The organism is Armatimonadota bacterium (assembly GCA_016125185.1).
Classification (GTDB): domain Bacteria; phylum Armatimonadota; class Fimbriimonadia; order Fimbriimonadales; family Fimbriimonadaceae; genus Fimbriimonas.
In genome coordinates this window covers 67957-85197 of the sequence record WGMG01000001.1, presented here as the reverse complement: position 1 = coordinate 85197, position 17241 = coordinate 67957, and the positions used below count along the sequence as shown (strand labels likewise).

General features: G+C 57.2%; 16 protein-coding genes and 1 pseudogene. 11 read left to right on the top strand and 6 right to left on the bottom strand.

Annotated elements, in window-relative coordinates; all coding sequences use genetic code 11:
- Positions 1-14: 14 nt before the first annotated feature.
- Positions 15-938 carry a hypothetical protein gene (locus tag GC165_00360; GenBank protein ID MBI1331310.1) on the top strand — a complete coding sequence of 308 codons (924 nt, stop codon included), beginning with the start codon at positions 15-17 and terminating at the stop codon, positions 936-938.
- 177 nt (positions 939-1115) lie between these two features.
- Here the strand turns inward: GC165_00360 and GC165_00355 are convergent, their stop codons facing one another.
- The 3 genes and pseudogenes from GC165_00355 to GC165_00345 all read right to left on the bottom strand — a co-directional run bounded on the left by GC165_00355 (position 1116) and on the right by GC165_00345 (position 2912).
- Entirely contained in the window at positions 1116-1403 is a 288-nt protein-coding gene (locus GC165_00355) for a hypothetical protein (protein ID MBI1331309.1), read from the bottom strand.
- Between the two features lie 381 nt (positions 1404-1784).
- Positions 1785-2324: a hypothetical protein gene (locus GC165_00350; GenBank protein ID MBI1331308.1), complete on the bottom strand. Its 540-nt coding sequence runs from the start codon at positions 2322-2324 to the stop codon at positions 1785-1787.
- A gap of 498 nt (positions 2325-2822) precedes the next feature.
- Positions 2823-2912 (bottom strand): annotated as a pseudogene (locus GC165_00345) (Sec-independent protein translocase TatA).
- 293 nt (positions 2913-3205) lie between these two features.
- On the opposite strand from GC165_00345, the gene GC165_00340 reads away from it, so the two are divergent.
- Positions 3206-3403 carry a hypothetical protein gene (locus GC165_00340; GenBank protein ID MBI1331307.1) on the top strand — a complete coding sequence of 66 codons (198 nt, stop codon included), beginning with the start codon at positions 3206-3208 and terminating at the stop codon, positions 3401-3403.
- A gap of 373 nt (positions 3404-3776) precedes the next feature.
- Here the strand turns inward: GC165_00340 and GC165_00335 are convergent, their stop codons facing one another.
- Both GC165_00335 and GC165_00330 read right to left on the bottom strand, forming a co-directional pair.
- Positions 3777-4415, bottom strand: a complete 639-nt coding sequence (locus tag GC165_00335; protein ID MBI1331306.1) for a hypothetical protein — start codon at positions 4413-4415, stop codon at positions 3777-3779.
- A 70-nt stretch (positions 4416-4485) separates the two neighbouring features.
- Positions 4486-5031: a hypothetical protein gene (locus tag GC165_00330; protein ID MBI1331305.1), complete on the bottom strand. Its 546-nt coding sequence runs from the start codon at positions 5029-5031 to the stop codon at positions 4486-4488.
- A 102-nt stretch (positions 5032-5133) separates the two neighbouring features.
- Here GC165_00330 and GC165_00325 point away from each other — a divergent pair, with 102 nt between their 5' ends.
- The 5 genes from GC165_00325 (at position 5134) to GC165_00305 (ending at position 11627) form a co-directional block, all read left to right on the top strand.
- Positions 5134-5844 (top strand): hypothetical protein, encoded by a 711-nt coding sequence (locus GC165_00325; protein ID MBI1331304.1) that lies wholly within the window; start codon positions 5134-5136, stop codon positions 5842-5844.
- A 2-nt stretch (positions 5845-5846) separates the two neighbouring features.
- Entirely contained in the window at positions 5847-6914 is a 1068-nt protein-coding gene (locus GC165_00320) for a hypothetical protein (protein ID MBI1331303.1), read from the top strand.
- 153 nt (positions 6915-7067) lie between these two features.
- On the top strand, positions 7068-7562 hold the full coding sequence (locus GC165_00315; GenBank protein ID MBI1331302.1) for a hypothetical protein: 495 nt from the start codon (positions 7068-7070) through the stop codon (positions 7560-7562).
- A 95-nt stretch (positions 7563-7657) separates the two neighbouring features.
- Positions 7658-10711 carry a hypothetical protein gene (locus tag GC165_00310; GenBank protein MBI1331301.1) on the top strand — a complete coding sequence of 1018 codons (3054 nt, stop codon included), beginning with the start codon at positions 7658-7660 and terminating at the stop codon, positions 10709-10711.
- A 100-nt stretch (positions 10712-10811) separates the two neighbouring features.
- Entirely contained in the window at positions 10812-11627 is an 816-nt protein-coding gene (locus GC165_00305; GenBank protein ID MBI1331300.1) for an ABC transporter permease subunit, read from the top strand.
- Here the strand turns inward: GC165_00305 and GC165_00300 are convergent, their stop codons facing one another.
- The gene (locus tag GC165_00300) at positions 11628-12434 is read right to left on the bottom strand and encodes a glutamate racemase (protein ID MBI1331299.1); all 807 of its coding nucleotides are present in this window, start codon (positions 12432-12434) and stop codon (positions 11628-11630) included.
- A 161-nt stretch (positions 12435-12595) separates the two neighbouring features.
- Here GC165_00300 and GC165_00295 point away from each other — a divergent pair, with 161 nt between their 5' ends.
- From GC165_00295 to GC165_00280, 4 genes are all read left to right on the top strand, one after another.
- On the top strand, positions 12596-13237 hold the full coding sequence (locus GC165_00295; GenBank protein ID MBI1331298.1) for a hypothetical protein: 642 nt from the start codon (positions 12596-12598) through the stop codon (positions 13235-13237).
- 20 nt (positions 13238-13257) lie between these two features.
- On the top strand, positions 13258-13665 hold the full coding sequence (locus tag GC165_00290; GenBank protein MBI1331297.1) for a hypothetical protein: 408 nt from the start codon (positions 13258-13260) through the stop codon (positions 13663-13665).
- A gap of 262 nt (positions 13666-13927) precedes the next feature.
- A complete protein-coding gene (locus GC165_00285) occupies positions 13928-14434 on the top strand; it encodes a hypothetical protein (GenBank protein MBI1331296.1) in 507 nt (168 codons plus the stop codon).
- Positions 14435-14704: 270 nt separating this feature from the next.
- Entirely contained in the window at positions 14705-17224 is a 2520-nt protein-coding gene (locus tag GC165_00280; GenBank protein ID MBI1331295.1) for a prolyl oligopeptidase family serine peptidase, read from the top strand.
- Positions 17225-17241 lie beyond the last annotated feature (17 nt).

The window sequence follows — 17241 nt, the reverse complement described above, 5'->3', positions numbered from 1 at the left end:
GTACAATAACCATCGTGAATCCTGGTTCGCCGACATCGCCTTGTCCGAGGTGTAAAACCCCGGTTGTACTTGGCTCGGCGGCGTGTCCGAAGTGCGGAATGTCCTTCGTCGGGACGCCGATTCATCAGACGCAGGCATTCGGCGCGGCACCGATTTCGCCCACCCCGAACCAAACGCAAATGTTCGGTGGCGGTAGTCCGACTCCGAATCAGACTCAGATGTTTAGCGGGTCAAACCCGATGGCTGGCCCAATGCAGACCGGTCCGGTACAGACAGCGCAGGCGCCCGTGAGTCGCAAGCCTTACCTGGCGATCATGGCCCTGGCGGTGGTCATCGTTGGCGCGTTCATTTTCAAATCTGTGGTGCCGAGCTCGAGCTCCAACGAGCGAAGCGACGAGCAGCCTCAGCCCCAGCAGGCGCAGGCGATTCCTCCGCCCAAGACCTACAGTTCGTCGGACAATCAGGCAACTCAGGGTGACCCGACGCAAAGCGGCCCGAGCCCGACCGAACAAGACCGCGGTGTGGCTCCCGTTGGCGAAGCATCGAAGGGGCAAATTCAGGATGGTGATATCCAAGTCGTGTGGACTCACCGTCTCGGCGGCGGCCAACAGCAAGGTGTCCTCCTCAATTACTCCAAGCGATCCGTTCTTTTAACCATCGACAGTCAGTCTGACGACGGTCATACATACAAATGGCGTCTTCGACGGGTGCAGAACTACGCGCCAGAGGAGAATCGTCGAAGCGATCTCGGACCCACAATAGAAAGCGATTCTAACGGCGAAATGGATATTTCTCTGATGGGCGAGACGGCCTACTCTATTGGGGCTGATGGTCCAATCACACTCACGGCAACTGGGTCAGACGAAGTCCATGCGGTGTTCGATGTCGACCTGAAGAACAAATACGATCCAAACTTCAGCTTTCCCGCTTGGCCATAGGATTGAGGTCCAGAGGATAGAGCGACGTAAGATATCCAAATGGACCCGAATGTGCCGCATATCGTATGTCCAAGGTGCAGGATGACGAGCCCTTTGAATGCCACGGCCTGTGGTTCGTGCGGACACATTTTCAGCATTCAACCTTCGAACCCTGGATACGCCCAGGGGAGCCTTATTTTAGTTGGTACGCCAGTGCCGCGTCCTCGACGATCCAACTTCGGTTGGATCATCGGCATGATTCTCCTGCTCGGACTTGCTGGGCTTGCAATCTATTTCGTAACTCGCCCTGGATTTCGGCCCGGCGATCAGCGAGATGGGCAATCCGCGTCCCGACCAGTCCAGCGAGACGTACCGCCCCTCACTGTAAGCTGGAATCGACGAAACGGCGACGAGATTGTCGGGGAGCTCACCAACACGACTGGCCATGTGATGCAGATCGACCTCTTCGGGGATAGGATATTTCACGAGACTTCGACTGGAAATCCAGCCACGTGCACAGTAACACCCAAGTTAACTTTGGACAGTCAGCAAGGTCGCCCTGGACCAGATCCTCGCCTCTCTTATCATCGCTTCTATGACAGCCCCGTAATTCGAATCTACCCTGGCGATAAGTGGACCATCACCATGCGGTACGACTACGAACTTTATGGGATCGACTTCAGCATAGGCAACGGAAAAGACGTGCACATATTTAACAAGTGGGACCCGACCGTGTTCCCCGAGATGAAATAGGGCGTTCGTCGCCACCTCTTCCCAATTCCCTTCCGAATGGCTTCGACCTGACCCGACGTCGGAGACATTCGGCAAACTGAAGTTTCTGGTCGGCTTGGGCGATAACTGGCTGGTCTAAACCGTGAACTGCACGGCGAGGGCGACAAGCGCGCAAAGCACCGCCATCCACGTTAGGTATGTGCGAGAGTGGATCGACGGGAACGGCGAAAAGAGGAATAATCGCCTAATAAAGATGCACAAACCGATAACCAGAAGGACCGCCCACCAGGCCTTCTTAACGAAGTATTCGATGGGTGAAGTACTCATCGACGCGAATCGCTGGGCGAGATCGTTAACCGTTGCCAGGGAGAACGCGGCGTAGAAGAAGAGGAGCAGGAAGCCGACCGACGTAAGGTACAGGGTCCATCGCCACTCGGTGTAGTCGGTGGGAAATCGCATCGCGCGCGGGTCGCCGAGTTGAATGGACGGCATGACCGGCGTTGGCATCCGGCGTTGAGTCGGCTGGGCGGGGACGAAGGCTCCCGCCTGGATCATGCGCGCCACGACGATGGGGGCTTGTTGCATCTGGTACTGACTGTAGAGCCAGTTCTGATCCGCCATCCTTGTATCCCCACCCGCCTGGCGTACCATTTGTTGCCACCGAGCGAAATCCATGCGGGAATTTTAGCATGGCGCTTACTTCGTTTTGGTACTTTGGTTCTGAAGGTGGCTAACCTAAAAATCGTTGGTGATGTACAGATCGCCCGAGCTACAGGTGCCCTGGACGGACGCCCAATCGGGGATATTGCCAAGCCAAAACGTGACGGTTTGAGTCTGATCGGGACGGAGCGTTCTCGAGAAATCTTGGCCGTAAACCTTGCCATGCGAGACGGTTTCGATGCCGTGATCGGTGGTGGCGATGTCGGTTTCCAGCCATAGCCGGATATCGCTGATGGTGGAGCTCGACCGGTTCTTGATTTTGAGGAGCGCGTACTCCGAACCGTTGTACACCCACCGTGCCGAAAGGTGCGGTTGACCCAGTCCCTTCAGCCCTGCCCCAAGGATCGCAAGAAAGAAGATTCCGATGACTCCGACGATGGCGAGAAGCACCTTGGTGCCCGTCGACATTCCGGGCCGATAGGCGTATCCGGGTCCCGGGTACGGAATCTGCTGGTAGCCAGGCTGAGCCATGGGCTGCTGGAACCCCTGCGGCGGCATCGGTTGCTGATAATTCGGCTGTTGGTAAATCGGTTGCTGGACCGGTTGCTGCATCGACGATTGGACCGGTTGTTGGTAGATTGGTTGCTGGATCGGCACCTGCATCATGGGTGCCTGAGGCCTTGGAAACTGATTGATTTTGATGGCGTTTGCCACCATCGCCGGAGACGTGCCGGACCGGAACTGACTCTGAAGCCAAGCCTGATCGGCCAGGCGAGGATCGGCGCCCGTGTTTTTGATCAGCTTTAGCCAGTCGTTGTACGACACTGGACTATTTTAACATCGCGCCTGTCCGTCGTGACTCATCTTTCTGAATCCTGCCCCACTGAAGCCTTCCAATGACGAACCCACCCGACGAATACCGGCTCAAGGTCGGCGAGGGGCGCAACTGCGTCATCACCCTCGAAGGTTGCGACGAGGTCACGATGACCGAGATTCGCACCCGCATCTTTCCTGCCATCCGCCGCATTGTGACCGAAGGTCAAAAGCGCGCCCAGGGCCAGCCAGTCAAACGGCCATGCGGGTGTGGAGACTAAATGATCCTTAAGAACGACCCCCTCGGCGCGGCGAACTATGTCTGGCGCGGAGACTTTTCGGCGAGCTACTCGCTGGTGACGAGCTTTAGCCCGCCTGCCGCCATCGAGACTGCGAACACGACCGTCACATACGGCAACGCTTTTTCCAGCACGCACGGGTTCAAAGTCGCAATCTATTCGCGTAGCGCCAACCCGATGATCTTGGGTGACACCGGGCTGTACACGATCACCTTTTCGTGTCCCTGGCACGCCGACTATGTGGTTACCGCGGCGGCGGATCGCGAGCTAAGGGCGCGTTCCCGCCGGGTTGGAAGCAGGAGATCATCACCGCCGCGCTGGAAGGCCACGCCTTCAAACTGGGCGCCTATACGGCTTAGTTGTCCTCGGGAAGAATTAAGATATCACCCGAGCTGTAGGAGCCATTGACGTCCGTAAAGTCATCCGGTTTGGTGAAGTGGAAGGTGGCCGTGGTCGACTCGCCGGGATCGAGCGAGGTCGCATCCAGGTCTCCGTAGTACTTATGCTCCACAAAGCCTTCTCTATCGGTGTACTCGTGGGATGTATGCCAGACCGTCAGGCCCGTTATCCGCTTCTTGGATTTGTTGGTCACGCGAGCCGTGCAGTAGCCGTTCCCAGTTGACATCCACCGATACGAAAAGTGAGGGCACGTGATGACTTTCCAAACGATGGGTCCAAGGAAGATGGCGCCCAAAATGGCGAGGACGATCCCGATGCGGGTGAACCACCGCTCGATGCCGGACGGGGGATAACGGCGGGGGATGTAGCCACCCACCGGCGGTGGGTTTGGCGAGGGCCGAGAACCGGGCGCCTGCGGTGGCGTGAAGACCATCGGACTCAACGGAGCCCTCGGAAACCGGTCGGTGACCATCGCGTTGATGACCACGGACGGCGGCGTCCCCGACCCGAACTGACTCCGAAGCCACGCCTGATCTGCCACTCGCGGATCGACGCCTCCCCTTCGGATCGCTTGAAGCCAGTCGTTGTACGACACGCGGCAATTTTAGCACCGCGACGCTGGACTAGAAAGATAGTTTGGAACGAACGATCCACCGACTCTTCGGCTAGTTCGTCGTGAAGATGAATACCCCGCCCGAGCTACAGCGGCCATCGAGTGTCGTGTAGGCCGGAATGTCCTCGTAGTCGAAGGAGGCCTTGGTGGACTGGCCAGGCGCGAGCGTTTTGGTGACGAGATCGCCAAAGACCCGGTCATCCGAAGGCGTATCGAACCAGACCTGCAGGCCGGTCAGCTTCTGCCCCGACTCATTCGTGATTTTGACAATCGAGTATTTGGAGCCGTTGTAGGTCCAGTAGGCAGCCAAGCGCGGCTGTGCGATCATCCGCAGACCGGTCGTAAGCATGAACCAGAGACCAAGGAGCAGGAAGATGGTCGCGCACCCGATACCCAGCTTCCCCACAGCAGAAACGGGTCGTCGGGTTTGGCGCGGCACCACCGATTTTCGGCGCGGAAAGCGCCCGGCGATGATGTCATTGGCGATGAGGACGGGTAGCGCCCCGGCTTGAAATTGGCTCTTCAGCCAGTTTGGATCGGCCTGACGCGGATCGGCTCCCGCGTGTCGAATCATCTTGAGCCAATCGTTGTACGACACGAAATCATTTTTACCTTGCGCAAGCGAGCCTTTCCCATATGAACCCTTTAACTCCCGATCGAACCACAGTCGTGACCATCGACACGCCCGACGTTTACTGCATTGAGCCGTCGATCTTCATCGAGCGGTACCAGTCCAGATTGGACGACGAATGCCGAGGATATCGCTCTCCAAAAAGGCACATTGGCGAGGCTCATGACCTACTGCGACATTTGCATTGCCTATGACCCCAACAACGACTCGCTATCGACCCTGCCAGAATGTATCGCCAACTTCAGTTCGGCCATGCGATCTGCTAATCCGAAGCTGAGGCTTTACACCATCAAGGTCCCGAACGGCTATACCAACGAATCTGGCGCACTGACCGCCTACGACGCGGGCAATCTCGATCCCAAATATGCCGTGTACGATGCGGCTCTCGCAAGCGGCTATACCCACGGAATCCTTAACCTGCAGGAGTCCGCCGGAAAGGAGTACCAAAATCTCGGCGTTCAAGCTACCGGCACAACGGATTCGGCGGGCACCATGACCACCCTCAACGACTCGACTGCCACCTGGACCAAGAACCAGTGGGTTGGGTCGTTCGTCACGGTCGGAGTCCAAACCAAGGCGATTTCGGGAAACACCCGCACCCAATTAACGTTTGCAACTATGTTGGCCGCCGTTGGATCGGGCGTAAGCTATTCGATCGGCGGAAACACGTCGTCGGACGGTCTGCATCCCAACCGCGTCGGCCAGCTTCGCCTTGCCGCAAATTTCAAAGCTGAGATCGACAAGCTCGAAACTATTCCTTACTTCACCAGAACCCAATAACCATGATCGGCACCCTCAGCGCACTCCTTTCCCTTGCCCAAACGGCTGGTTCCACCATGCCCGTCGGGGGGAACATTCCCGCCTTGCGCCCGGCCTACACGTCGAAGGACTACGCCAACGCAGTCGAGGCATACGGTCTGCTCACGCCGGGTTCGTTTGCCCGGTGGGGCACCATCCAGTGGGAGGTCGAATATGGCGACGACTACCGTGGAATCGACGCCCAGCTCGACCTCTGCGCGCAATATCACGTCGTTCCGTTCATCCTGCTGGAGCCCATCCATTGGACCGACCCGGACCGCTGGGTGCCGCCGGTGTGGTCGATCCCCGACCGCATGAAGACGATGGAAGGCATCGTTCGGCATATCGAAGCTCGCGCCCTCGACCTCCACCTGACCCCCTATTACCAACTCCTCAACGAGCCCGCCGGGCGGTGCACCAACCCGCCGCTGGACCCCAAGCCGGGCGGGAGCAACCGCACGAGCCAAGGCGAGTGGCACCCCGACCTCTTCAAGCTAATGAGCGCCGAGATCGCCGTGCTGTCTAAACTCGGGGTCCGGCCCTCGCGCATCGTTTCGCCCTCCATTTCCTGCATCCTCGACGGCAACATTCGCTCCGTCACCGAGCTTGCCTCGGCCAACACGTTCGATTGGTCGAAGGTCGGCACCATCGCCGTCAACATCGGCGGCTCGGCCTCGTGGGCCACGGCCAAGGACTTTCCCGACGCCTCCGCGCGGATGGGTCAGCTCAAGTTTGGGTTCCGCCACAACGCTGAGACTCTACGTCAGGTGATCGCGGGCAACTCGGTCTTTGCCGGCAAGCGCGTCATCATCGCCGAGTTCTATGGCGGCCCCGCCCGCTTCGGCCTCGACCTCGCGCCCGATGGCTCGTTCAACACCGACGTTTCCGACATCTGCCAAGCCGAAATCGACGCCTTTCGCGCCGTCGTGCCCACCATCATCGTGTGGGGCACCCGCGCCGGAGAGGCCGACGCGCCCAACAATCGCTGGCTGTACTACGGCGTCTGGCCCCAATGGCTGGCCAAGCAGAAGGCATCGGCCATCCGCAACTAGCTTCCCCCCTCGCAAGAGGGGGCTTTTTTTGGTTTGAGCAGACAATGTGTTGCATAAAGTAGGTAAATCTCGACAATTACCGACGAAATGGAACAGTGGCCGCAGGCTAATTTCGAGCGATCAGGTGGTCCGTGGCGCGAAGATTGAGTTATCATGTTCCTCGTGGGCGAGTGCGCCGTCTATTCTTTCTGGGGGTTTTGGGGTTACGTCGCCTGGCTGGGTGAGGTCCACACGTTTGTCGCCATCGCCCTAGGGAGCTTCTCGAAAGGTGGTCGCTCAGGAATTGAGGAATGGGGATCGATTGGCTTCGGGTTGTGCGCCGCCCTCATGGCCATCTCCGTCATGGTCAGCGTGGTGCGCAATCGCCGACAGCGGATCGAGGTCGAGGGCAACATGTTCCGCTACTATAAGCGCCACGAGAAGCCGATGATCGAGTGCCCGTTCTCCAGCGTCGTCGCCCTCACCTACACCACATTCCTGGGCTTCCCAACGGCTTACATCATCCACCTGCCCGGTCGGTTTTTCGACGTCAAGTTCCATTGGTGGCTCGCCAATCGCCGACGGTTCATCGAGACCGTCGAACACAAAACCGGATTGAGATTCGAGTTCGAATCGCCTGACAAAGCCAAGCGCTTGATTCGAGGTTAAGCAGAGTCGCCCACTGGGGGCAGTGAGCGTCCCGCTCACACAAACCTACGAACAGAAAGCCTCATAATTGGGACACATCCTGATAAAATGCCATCGTGTCAAGCCAGCCGAAGTGGACCGCAAAGCTAAGCCTAGCCCTAACAAAGGCGATCATCAAACTGGCTCAGGGTGACCGGCTAGGTGGGTTACTGGAAGCATCAGGTATTGGTGCCGAACGACTCGACGCTTGGGTCAAGGACAAAGCAACGATTTCCCTTCGAACGGAAATACTCACTGCGGCCGCAGATAACCTGTCTGAGTACGAATTTCCCGACCAGGTGCTTCTCGAGGTATCATACTGTTTCGATCGAGGTTTCACATATGCGGAACTGCTTCAGGGCCTCGATCATCCGGAGCAAGTTGCGGACGTCATAATGGCTCGAGGGGCCATGAACGAAAGTCAGTGGTCGTCCGAGCTCGCGTACATCCGCATACTCCTCACGGAGATCGTCAGGCAGATCATTGACCGTGTCGACCGTTTCCCTGGCTTCTTTCGCTGGCTCCTTCAGATAACCAAGAGCTCGGTCGATCCTCAAGAGTTCGAAGCGCGAATCACCGCCTACAATTTTGGCAAGCAAGCGCGTGCCGACGCCGAATTTGAAGAAATCTACTGTCAAGCCTTCTGTCAGAAGTTCAATGAAGTTCAGCTATTCATCGAGCAGAAGCCTGGCCCGACTCGCAACGTCACCCCAGAAGATAATCGCCTAGAGCTTTCAGTCGCTTACGTGACGCTACAGCTTGGTTCGGATGGTGAAGTTATCGATGCCCAAAACGTTCTAAGCCTGCCGAAATCAGGTCCGGCTAGAAAGTACATCAAAGGTATGGCGGGCAGTGGGAAGTCAACCCTCTTGGCTTGGTTCGGCCTCCAGTCTCAGCTGAATCGGCGACCTGAAACTCCAGGAGCGGGAGGGCAAATATCTAACTGGATTGCCACTGCCAGATCGAAAGTGGAGGGAGACACAGGCGTTTGGTGGACTGGTTATGTTCCGTTCTTTGTCCGCCTGCGAGATTGTTCAAGTGGCACATTTCCTACCAAAGCGGAGCTTACCAATCGCATCCTATCCGACACGCCACCTGACAGCAACTGGGCCCAGCGGGTCTTCGATTCCGGACGCGCTTTGTTACTTGTTGATGGCCTAGACGAGTTACCGATCGCTGAGCGGAAGAAAGCCATGGACTGGTTTCGAAACTACACTTCGGATCGTCGAAATATCATCGTGATTTCGTCGCGCCCTCAGGCGGTAGATGACCAAGTTCCTGAGGGGTTCGACGAGTTCGAAATTTGCGAGCTAACTCCAGTGACTCAAGATTTATTTCTAGATAGGTGGCACGAAGCCGTGGCTAGGAAATTAGAGCTGGACGAAATAGAACGGGCAAATCTCGAAGTCGTCAAGGGGATTCTTCACGCAGAACTACAAAATAAGCCAGAGTTAGCTCGACTTGCTCGAAATCCCCTCCTTTGTGCCCTTCTCTGCGCAATCAACCGAGTGTATCGCGGCAACCTCCCGACGTCTCTCGATGACCTTTGTGAGAGTGCCGTAACGATGCTCCTGTGGGATCGAGACTTTCTGCAGTTAGGTTCCTGCGATCCTGCTCCAAAGGCTTACAGAGACCTGGATAGAGTCGAAAAAAGGCGAGAGATTATCGAAAAGATCGCCTTCGACTTCATTGAGCATCGGACGGAAGTGCGTTCTCGAAAAGTGGTTAGCCATACGATTCGCTCACTGTATGGACGAAGGACGGAGGAGGAAGCGGAAGGAATACTGCAGGGCATAATTGAACGGAGCAACTTGCTTCGTGCAGTTGGTGCAGACGATGTTGAGTTCGTTCACAATACGCTCCGAGATTACTTAGGCGCGCACCCCATCGCTGAAGTTGGCGATCCGGAATTCCTAACCCAGTTGCTATACGGCAGGGGCAAGAACGGGCCGGATCCGATCAACCGATGGGAACCATTGTTTACATTTATTGTTGCCTCTCGATCGGAGTCCGATTTTGCTCTGGAGGTGCTGAGAGCACTTATTTCGATGAACATGGATACGAAGGGCCAAAAGGCGGCTTGCGATCTACTTGCTCTTCGTCTCGCTAAACTGTACCGTCGAACATTGCCCGTGGACATTGAAGATGCTGTCGCCAAAGTCGAAAGCAGATATCTACCAGTTAACACAAAGGCAAAGGCAGTCATAATGGGGCAAATTGGACCAAGCGCTGTTCGTCACCTTTTATACGAGCCTATTCAAAAACATATAGTGCAAATGGCTAAGGCTCGTGCACTTTCCAGGATCAGCACCGGAGAAGCAGTTTTGGCCTGTAGGCCATATGTTGAATCAGCTCAGTCGCCAGTCGAAATCAATGAAATAGCCAAAGCAGTCGGACTACTAGTATTTGGAGTTTTTCGCAATATATTGGAGATTCCATTGGTGGTGGAGGAGCTGACAAGAGGTGATAGACCTTCCTCACTCGACAAAATCGCGTCAGCCATAACGAGCCTCGATCCATTATTGTCTTACCCGTTACTTGAGTCACTAAATTTGGCTGGCTGTCCTCTTTTTGACTATTCGGGTCTGTCCAGCTTCACGAATTGCCAATTTCTTGACTTATCTGATTCGAATGTTTCTTCGATCGAATGGATAAGATCACTTAAGCAATTAAAGTGCATTACGTTATCCGGTACAAAAATAACCGATATAGATGCGATTGGAGACCTAACTAATTTGAATGAATTATGCCTTCGATCATTGCCATTAGAAGATATTTCTCCGTTGGCCAGACTCGAAAATGTAAAGATTCTTGATTTATCCTTTTGTCCGATCTACGATTTAAGCCACTTGAGGAACTATAGAAAACTAGAGCATCTCATGCTTATAGACTGTGGCAACTTGGAGATAGATAGTCTTCCGGTTCTTCCAAATCTGATTACATTGGAACTAAACGGAATCAATTTGTCGAACTTTCGCTTCTTGAATCGGTTGCCAAGGCTGAGGGAGATGTCTGCAGATAGCGTCTACGATAGCCGCATTAAATATCTGCACCCACAGATTCGCTTTAAAAACAGGATATTCCGATTAAAGGAATTCGTTCTTAGTAGTTCAAGCGGACTTCATTGGTAATCGGCCTGATTGTGGTCTTGTCCGGTCTTTGACGAAGTCAGTCTGTCCTTTTACCACCCACAAGTCCCGCCAACCAGACTAAAATGGAGACGGAACGACGATGAAACGCCTCCTCACCGCCATCATCCTTTGGGCGCTCGCGCTGTTCCTCGCCGCGCCGTTCGTCTGGATGGTGCTCATCTCGCTCCACGGCCCCAAGGAGGCGATCCCCGACCTCAAGGACACCGTCCCGACCCAGTGGCATTTCGAGAACTACTCGTGGGTGCTGTTCAACCCCTCGCTCCCGGTCGCGCGGTTCTTTTGGAACTCGGTTTTCGTCACCAGCGCGGTGGTCTTCTTCCAAATTCTCTTCACGTCGATGGCCGCCTACGCCTTCGCGCGCCTGCGCTTTCGTGGCTCGGGCCCGCTCTTCGCGCTCTTCCTCGGCTCCATGATGTTCGCCGGGAGCGTCATGCAGATCCCGGTCTACCTGCTCATCAAAAATCTCGGCTGGCTAGATAGCTATTGGGCGCTGATTGTGCCCGGCGTCAGCTCGTCGTTCAGCGTGTTTCTGCTTCGCCAGTTCATGATCTCCATCCCGAGAGAGCTGGACGAGGCGGCCAAGCTCGACGGCGCGTCCGACTTGCAAATCTACGCCCGCGTGATCCTGCCTCTCAGCAAAGCCGCGCTCGCCACCGCCAGCGTCTTCACCTTTTTCGGAGTCTGGACCGACTTCTTCGGACCCCTCATCTACACCAACTCGACCGAGATGCGCACCCTCGAGGTCGGCCTCAGCGTGTTCAAAAACTCGTACGGTGCCACCGCGTGGCCGCTCCAGATGACCGCCGCCGTCATCGTCATGCTCCCGCTCATCGTGGTCTTCCTGCTGTCCCAGCGCTTCTTCGTCAAGGGAATCCTGCTCGGCTCCAACAAGTAGCTACAGGTCGATGTGCCGAGAGTGCACGTCGTCCAGGCCCAGCAGAGCCCGTCCCAGCGAGTCGAATCGGTCGGCCGCATCGGTGACGAAGTACTCGACCCCCGCCCGACTTTCCCTTGCACCCAAGTCCTTTTCCGCCAGGATTTCGACCACGGACGCTGCCACCGCGTCCGAGCACGCCACCAACGACACATCCTCGCCCAGGTACGCGCGAATCGCCTCGCTCAGCAACGGGTAGTGCGTGCATCCCAAGATGACCGAGTCCACACCCGACTCCTTCAGCCCGGCCAGGTATAGCTCCACGACCTTCTCCACGATCTCGCCCGACACCATTCCCTGCTCCACCAGCGGCACAAACAGCGGGCACGCCTGGCTCACCACTTCGACCGCTGGGTCGGCCAGCTTCAGCGCCTCCTGGTATGCGCCGCGGTTGATGGTCGCCTCAGTGCCGATCACGCCCACGCGCCGGTTGCGGGTCGATCGCAAAGCCGCGCGCACGGCCGGGTCCACCGTTCCCACGATCGGGCAGTCGAATCGGGCCTCCAGGTCGGGCATGGCATGGGCGGAAACCGTGTTGCACGCAACCACCAGGAACTTCACGTCGTGGCTCGCCAGGAAGTCGGCGCAGTCCACGCCGTACCGGCAAATCGTCTCATGCGCCTTCGATCCGTAGGGGGTTCGCGCCGTGTCGCCCAGGTATACAAACCGCTCGGTCGGCATCGCCTGCAGACAGCTTTTCAGGACCGTCAGCCCGCCGAGACCACTGTCGAAAACGCCAATCGGGGCATCGGGAGACTTGGAGATCATCGGCGAGGAAAGTTTACTCGCTGAGAGAATTCTGCTTCCGGACGGAGGGAGTTTGCCGTTGTCAGTCGGGAGAATTCCGCAAGATGAAGCATTGAGTTCAACCTACCGGGGGCGCTAGGTCCCTCTCCAGATTATCCGTAGGAAATCTGGAGGGTCCGCTCTTGCAACCAAAGATAGGAGTTCAGCCCATTGGGAGTTGTGAGCGTCTCGCTCACATTGTTGCGGCGCTTAGCGCCGAGGAAGGGCTTTGGACGGAAACCGATCAACCACGCGGGTTCGAAAAGTCGCCGGTGGACATCAGCGCTTCTCGAAATGACTGCATTGAGCCACGCACCTATACGTGCCACCCCAAAGCAAACCTCGCCTATAATGGGATTGGGATGACGGATAGCCAAGTCAGAGATGGACCAGCGACCACCCGGCTTCACGTCGTCTGCAATCTCGCATCCATGGCGATGCCGGTAACCCTCCTCGCCATTGCGAGTTTTTCCATCCAGTTCGAGTCGTCCCTCCGGGGTGTCATCCTCGCTGTGATGGCCGTCGTGTCCCTTCTCTACATCGCCATGATGGTCAGAGTCGTACGCCAGCATGGATTCATTCGAATAAACCCGATCGACCTGTACCTTCCTGTCCTGTCAGCCATCGAACTTTTCATATTGGTCAAGCATAACGGGAACCACATGTTCCCGTCTCCGCTGACCCTTTACGCCACCCTGATCGCCTTCACATTGTTCCTTGCCTTCCTTATAGCTCGCCGACAGAGTCGCGTTCAGCCAACCGCCGCTACCATGGAGTCATCGTGATCGAGCCAAGGCACCCATTCATGTCCGAACCGGACCTTCCGGCGCGCCATTGGTTCAACATCGCCCTCGACATCGTCGATCTCGCCGTTCCCCTCGTGGGCTTTTATCTCGTGGGCCGAGCCGCGTTTTTCCTCCACTTTTCGCCGCAGATTCGCACCATTGTGCTGTGCTTCCTAGCCCTCCTGGCCATCAGCTATGCTATCTCGGTCGTCCGCGCGGTGCGCCGCCGCGGCTTTCGAATCCTGCCAAAGGCGGGAAATCTGTTCATGATTCCGGTCGCGTTCTTCTTCACATCGCAGCCCTTTCTGCAGCGGGTCAGCCTGAGTCCGTCGGTCCTCTACGGGATCCTCGTCGCGGTCGCCTTCGGTTTCGCATCGTTTACGCTGGTCCAGCACGAGGTGCCGACGGCCAAACCGCAGGGCAGGTAGCCAGGTGGATCGACTCAGCCGCAACTTCACCCTCATTGTCGCGATTGTCTTCGGCATCATCGCCCTTTGCGCTCTGGCAAAGGTCCGACAGGTCGACACGGAGCACCCAACAGTCAGCTCCGCAAACGATGTGGCACGGTGATCGGGCAGACCTATCTGCGCTTTGGACGGCAGGAACTTGGTGACGCTCCCGGTTGGCAGACCTTCATTGATCGACTTAACCGAAATGGCTTCTCCCGAGAATTCCAGGTAAACCAGGCGGATGCCCATTGCCGTCGTCCGACAATCGCTGCTCGACCTCGATGCCGAGGCGATCGTCAACGCCGCCAACACCCTCATGCGCGGGGGAGGGGGCATCGACGGGCTGATCCATCAGCGAGCGGGACATAAGCTCTTGCTGGAGCTTCAGCGCGTGGCCCCGAGGCGGTGCGAGGTTGGCCAGGTCGTGATCACGCCGGGCTTCGAATTGAAGCAGAAGTGGATTCTCCACGTGCCCGGTCCCATCTGGCGCGGTGGCAGTCACGGCGAGGCCGACCAGTTGGGGGCGTGCTACCGTAATGCGGTCGAAAAAGCGGCGGAGATCGGCGTGCAGAGTGTCGGCTTTTGCTCCATCTCGACCGGCGTGTATGGCTTTCCGATCGAGTTGGCCGCGCCCATCGCTCTTCGGGAGGTAGCTCCATTTGCGGATCGGTTCGAGGCGGTGACATTTGCGATGTTTGGGGCGTCGGAATTTGAGGTCTTTCGGGATGCGCTTGCGGAGTTGGCGTAGGTGGCCGAACCTCCCCCAGTCGCTTCGTGTTGCTCGCTTACCGACCCTCAGTGGGGTAGCGTGGGTGGTTTCTTACTGATTTGCGTTGCCCCTCGCCGAACACTTACGGTGGGCTGCTCCGATTCGCTTTGCTTTCCGACTCAGCTTCGCCATTCGGAATCGTTGATATTTCCCTATGGCGGGAACCTCGTGAAGTCCGCCCTTCCATTCATCGCTCTTTCCTCCGTCCAAATGGCGTAATTTTCTCTTAACTTTCGGTAAAACGCCGATGTGGGACGTTTTCTTTCCTTATTCATCGCCGGTTCTCTCGCCGGCATCGGCTTGGCGCAAAACCAGGCGAACTGGAAGCTGGCGGACAAGTTCAACACCGCCGCGCTCCGGCCCTACATCTACAGCTCGCGAGTCGTTCCCAACTTCCTCAAAGACTCCGACGCCTTTTGGTACGTTTGGCGTGAGGCCAGCGGCAAGCGGTTCATGTACGTTGACCCAGCAAAGCGCGTCAAAGAACCGCTTTTCGACCCGATCAAGATGGCCGCTCAGCTATCCGAATTGCACGAGAAGCCGTACGATGCCATCGCCCTGCCGTTCGACACCGTCACCATGACCGAGCCCAGCAAGTTCTACATCAATGTGGAGAACAAGTGGTACCTGTACGACCGCGCCAAGGAGCACCTGGAGAAGTCGGAAAAGGGTCCCGACACGCCCAAGCCCGAGCCCCGAGACTATAAGAACAAAGCCAAAGACGGCAAGATTTATGTCTATGCTCAGGACGATAACCTATACGTAAACGAAGGCGACAAGGACGACACCGCGTTCCAAATTACGTTCGACGGCGAAGAGAACTACAGCTTCGGCCGTGGCGGTCGAGGCGGCGGCGGACGCAACCGTGGCAACCAACAGCAGGACGACACGCAGAACGCCGACAACAACGGTAAAACTCGCCCGGGCGCAACGTGGTCCGAGGATTCCAAGCGGTTCTTCATCTCGCGGTTCGACTCGCGCAAGGTGAAGGACCTATACCTCGTCAACAACCTGGCCGACCCGCGCCCGACGCTGATGACGTACAAGTACGCCATGCCGGGCGAGGAGTACGTTCCGCAGCAGGAGCTGTGGGTCTTCACTCGCTCCACACACCAGTTCAAAAAGCTGAAAACCGACCGCTACAAGGACCAGCTTCTGCTGGACGTCCACTTCCCGGGCAACTCGGACCACGTTCGGTTTGTGCGGCGCGATCGCCTTCAGCGCCACCTCGAGGTGTGCGACTACGACCTCAATACAGACCAGATCAAGGTCCTGCTGACGGAGGCGGTGGAGAACGCCTATCTCGAGATTCGCCCGATCAAGTACGTGAAGGACGGCGGCGACTTTTTGTGGTTCTCCGAGCGCACCGGTTGGGGCCATTACTACCGCTACTCGTACGACGGCAAGCTCCTGAACGCCGTTACCAGCGGTCCGTGGCGCGCCGACGGGCTGACGGACGTGGATGCGGATAAGGGCTATGCATGGGTGACCGGCGTGGGCCGTGAGCCTGGCGAGGACCTTTACTACAACCACACGTACCGGGTGAAGCTGGATGGCAGCGATTTTCGCATGCTGACGCCCGGCAACGCCGACCACGCGGTCACGCTCAGCACCAGCAAGAAGTTCGAAATTGACGCCGCCTCGCGGGTGGATATGGCCTACACCAACGCGGTGTGGGACGACGCAGGCCACAAGGTTTTGGACCTCGAAAAGCAGGACCTCTCGCGCCTGGAGGCGATGGGCTGGAAGATGCCAGAGACGTTCACCGTGAAGTCGGACGATGGCGTGGTGGACATCTACGGCAACATGTGGAAGCCGTTCGACTTCGACCCCAAGAAGAAGTATCCGATCATCCTTTACGTGTATCCCGGCCCGCAGACCGAGGCAGTCAATGACACGTTTAACCCGGTCACCTCGCAGATGACGCTGGCTCAGCTTGGGTTCATCGTTATCCAGATCGGCAACCGCGGCGGCAGCCCGCAACGTTCGAACGCGTACCACAGCTACGGCTACTACAACCTGCGCGACTACGGCCTGGCCGATAAGAAGGCGGGCGTGGAGCAACTGGCGTCGAAGTACCCGTGGATCGACATCGATCGCGTGGGAATTTATGGCCACTCCGGCGGTGGATTCATGACCGCGGCGGCCATGCTCCTGCCCCCGTACAACGAGTTCTTCAAGGTCGGCGTCTCGAGTTCAGGCAACCACGACAACAACATCTACAACAGTAATTGGAGCGAGCAGCACCACGGGCTCAAGGTCGTGACGTCGATCTTCGATGATGGCTCAGGGTCCAAGAAGCCCTCGCCCGAAGAGGCGTGGGTGTCCGACGTGACCACCGATCCGCTGGATTCGATGCTGTTCGAGCAGAACCAGAAGCAGGGCGACCAAAAGAAGGACGACACCAAGAAAGACGACCAGAAGAAGGGCGATACCAAGAAAACGGGCGACGATCAGAAGAATATCAAGTTCGAGATCAAGGTCCCGACCACGGTCGAGCTAGCCGCGAACCTGCAGGGGAGCCTGCTGTTGGTGACGGGCGACGTGGACAACAACGTGCATCCGGCAAACACGATTCGGCTGGTGAACGCGCTGATCAAGGCGAACAAGCGGTTCGACTTCATGATCATGCCGGGCCAGGCGCACGGCTATGGGCCGATGCAGTCGTACTTCCAGGATCGGCTGATGGAGTACTTCGCCCAGCACCTGCTGGGGGATGACTATGCGAAATCGGCAGAGATGAAGGACAAGGGGAAAGGAGGCCGGTAGTCCCTCAGACGGCCTGA